Raw genomic sequence first — 3,090 nt, 5'->3', positions numbered from 1 at the left:
GGCCGAACTGCAGGATGACGGCTCACTCGAAGGGGAGATTTGTCTCCTCAACGGCGACAACATCCCGTTCATCGCGCGCCGTTCCAAGACTTCTTCAACAGCCTGCTAGGGGAAACGCCTGATGATCACGCTGTATCACTGCGACGCCGCACGCTCCTTCCGTCCGCTCTGGATGCTCGAGGAGATGGGTCTTCCATACGAACTGAAGATGCTGCCGTTCCCGCCGCGGGTCTTCGCCAAGGATTATCTCGGCATCAATCCGCTCGGGACCATCCCGTTCATGATCGACGGCGAGGCGCGGATGACCGAATCGTCCGGCATCTGCCATTACCTCGGCATCAAATACGGGCCGACGCCGCTGATGGTCGCGCCGGAGGATCCCGCCTATGGCGCGTTCCTGAACTGGATGTATTTCAGCGACGCCACGTTAACCTTCCCGCAAACGCTGGTGCTCCGCTACACCCAGCTCGAGCCGGAAGAGCGCCGCAATCCGCAGGTCGCCGGCGACTATGCAAAATGGTTCTTGGGTCGGCTGCGCGCCGTTGAGGCAGCGACTGCGAATGCCGAAACCTTGTGCGCCGGCCGCTTCACCGCCGCTGACATTGTTATCGGTTACGCGCTCCGCCTCGCCAGCAATATCGGACTCGCAAAGGACTTTGGACCTAATGTCGCAGCCTATTGGGCGCGATTGCAGCAACGCGAAGGGTTCAAGCGCGCAGTTGCTGCGGAGCAAAAAGCTGGAGCCGAGCAGAACGTCGCGCCTCGCGTGAGGGCGTAAGGCCCGGCCTGGTGCGCAATTGCGCGCGGGGGATGGGACTACAGTCTTATAAAAGGTTCCGGACGGGTTCATCGCCGTCCGGAACTGACGATGTTTTGCGCTCGATGACAGCGTTATCCCGTCGTGACAGCGCCCAAATTTCCGCTAAGGTGACCTCCGTTCCGCAGCGGCCAGAGAGCCGCGCGAGGAGGAGCTCCAATGGAAGAAAAGGGTCGCGAATCCGACCATCTGATGCTGATCACGCCGGAGCGGGTATTCTATGCCGGCCTGCTTGGCCGCCCCCGCAAGCGGACGCCGGGCTGCTGCCACGTCTATGTCGCCGTCAAAGGCAGCTTGCAGCTGACGATCGACGATGTCCTCGCCATCGGCGAGCTGTTCGTTACCCTGCCGAACCAGCGGCATTCCATTGCCAGCGACTACCGCACCGCAATCAGCGTGACGCTCGAGCCCGAAAGCATGCCGGATGGCGTGCTGGAAGTTTTGGCCCAGCGGCTGACCGGACCTGACAGGGCCGTCTATGCCCGCAAGATTCTCGCCGCCTACGCGCAGCTGCGCCACCGCCGCTATGGCGACATCACCACTGCCGAATTCGACGAGATGTGTTTTGGCGAGGCGCTGCCGCGCCGTGTGCTCGACCCGCGGGTGACGCGCGCGGTCGCGCGCATCGAGCGTTTCTCCGGCGAGCCGGTGACGGCGGATACGTGCGCGGCGGAAGCCGGTCTTTCAGCCTCGCGCTTCCTGCATTTGTTCAAGGAAGAGACCGGCATCTCGTTCCGTTCCTTCCGCGCCTGGAAGCGCGCGCGACACCTGCTGCACTTCGCAAACCAGGATCTGAACCTCGCCCATCTCGCGCAGGACATCGGCTATCCCGACTCGACCCATTTCAGCCATTCGATCCGCCGCTTCTACGGATTGAAGCCGCGCGCGATCTTCGTCGGCTCGCGCGACCTTGCGATCTATCGCAGCAGCGAGACGGTGCGGGAACTCGCAGAGGCGAGCTAAGATCGTCTTCGTAGGGTGGATTAGCCGAAGGCGTAATCCAGCACTTCTGCATCCGCGGTGAGAGACGTTGGTGGGTTACGCTTTCGGCTAACCCACCCTACTTTTCGCCGTTTTCTGCTAGCTTCTCCGCGCAAGAAGCCGCGTGTCGCGCGTCACATGATCGCAAACGTTGAATTCTCAACGTGCGAGACATCCAAGTCATGAGCGACAAGGCATGAACGACAAGGCCGTCATCACCTGCGCGCTGAACGGCGTGCTCACCGACCCGAAGCAGCACAACGTGCCTGTGACGCCGGAACAGATGGCGCGCGAGGCCAAGGCTGCGTTCGATGCCGGCGCGTCCATCATGCACATCCATCTGCGCCAGCAGGCGCCGAACAAGGGGCATCTGCCGTCTTGGGAAGTGAGCGTCAGCAAGGAGATCCAGCAGGCGATCCGCGAAGCCTGCCCCGGCGTCATCATCAATCACACCTCCGGTGTCTCCGGGCCGAACTACAGCGGCGCGCTCGATTGCATCCGTGAGACCAAGCCGGAGATCGCGGCCTGCAACGCCGGCTCGCTGAATTACCTGAAGGTGAAGGCCGACAACACCTGGGCCTGGCCGCCGATGATGTTCGACAACGCGGTCGAGAAGGTGAAGGACTATCTCGACGTCATGAACGCGGTCGGCACCATCCCCGAGTTCGAATGCTTCGATGTCGGCATCGTCCGCTGCGTCGGCATGTATCACCAGGTCGGCATGTACAAGGGGCCGCTCGAATATAACTTCGTGATGGGCGTCGCCTCCGGCATGCCGTCGGATCCGGAGCTGTTGCCGATCCTGCTCAAGCTGAAGCGTCCCGAAGCGCATTGGCAGGTCACCGCGATCGGGCGTGAGGAGATCTGGCCGCTGCACCAGCGCTGCGCCGAGCTCGGCGGCCATTTGCGCACCGGTCTGGAGGACGCCTTCTATCTCGCCGACGGCAAGAAGGTGACGTCGAACGGCCAGTTGATCGAAGCCATCGCCGCCTGCGCCCGCCGTGCGGGCCGCGAGATCGCGAGCCCCGCCGAAGCGCGGAAGATCTTTGGGACGAATCGGTAGCCATACACTCCGTCATTCCGGGATGGCCCGAAGGGCCAGGCCCGGAATCCATAACCACGTCGGCGCTTGCGGCTTGCCGCATTCGCGGAAAAACCAAAGAAGGCGCGCTTGGCATATTTGGTCTGCGCGAATGGCCCAAGGGCCAAGCGCGCTGGGAGTATGGATTCCGGGCTCGCGCTGCGCGCGCCCCGGAATGACGAGCAGGAGATTTGATGTCCATTCTCGAAAA

General features: G+C 62.5%; 4 protein-coding genes. 3 read left to right on the top strand and 1 reads right to left on the bottom strand.

The genetic code is table 11. The annotated features are described in order from the left end of the window. Nucleotides 1–121 precede the first annotated feature (121 nt). The 3 genes from AC629_RS43040 to AC629_RS43030 all read left to right on the top strand — a co-directional run bounded on the left by AC629_RS43040 (nucleotide 122) and on the right by AC629_RS43030 (nucleotide 2,861). On the top strand, nucleotides 122–778 hold the full coding sequence (locus AC629_RS43040) for a glutathione S-transferase family protein (RefSeq protein WP_084810669.1): 657 nt from the start codon (nucleotides 122–124) through the stop codon (nucleotides 776–778). Nucleotides 779–976: 198 nt separating this feature from the next. Beyond that, a complete protein-coding gene (locus AC629_RS43035) occupies nucleotides 977–1,780 on the top strand; it encodes a helix-turn-helix domain-containing protein (protein WP_084810668.1) in 804 nt (267 codons plus the stop codon). 214 nt (nucleotides 1,781–1,994) lie between these two features. Further along, complete coding sequence (locus AC629_RS43030; protein WP_084810667.1) at nucleotides 1,995–2,861, top strand: beta-keto acid cleavage family enzyme; 867 nt, start codon at nucleotides 1,995–1,997, stop codon at nucleotides 2,859–2,861. A 12-nt stretch (nucleotides 2,862–2,873) separates the two neighbouring features. Here AC629_RS43030 and AC629_RS48030 read toward each other — a convergent pair. Continuing rightward, the coding region (locus AC629_RS48030; protein ID WP_210419217.1) for a hypothetical protein at nucleotides 2,874–3,090 on the bottom strand (217 nt) is incomplete at its 5' end.

The sequence above is a fragment of the Bradyrhizobium sp. NAS80.1 genome, assembly GCF_001908205.1.
GTDB lineage: Bacteria > Pseudomonadota > Alphaproteobacteria > Rhizobiales > Xanthobacteraceae > Bradyrhizobium.
Note: the sequence above shows the minus strand (reverse complement) of the source record. Positions and strands in the feature narration are given on the sequence as shown.

What these genes read in the sequence shown, in the direction of transcription:
- AC629_RS43035 (WP_084810668.1), top strand. Translation starts at nt 977, where the DNA reads ATGGAAGAAAAGGGTCGCGAATCCGACCATCTGATGCTGATCACGCCG.
- AC629_RS43030 (WP_084810667.1), top strand. Translation starts at nt 1,995, where the DNA reads ATGAACGACAAGGCCGTCATCACCTGCGCGCTGAACGGCGTGCTCACC.
- AC629_RS43040 (WP_084810669.1), top strand. Translation starts at nt 122, where the DNA reads ATGATCACGCTGTATCACTGCGACGCCGCACGCTCCTTCCGTCCGCTC.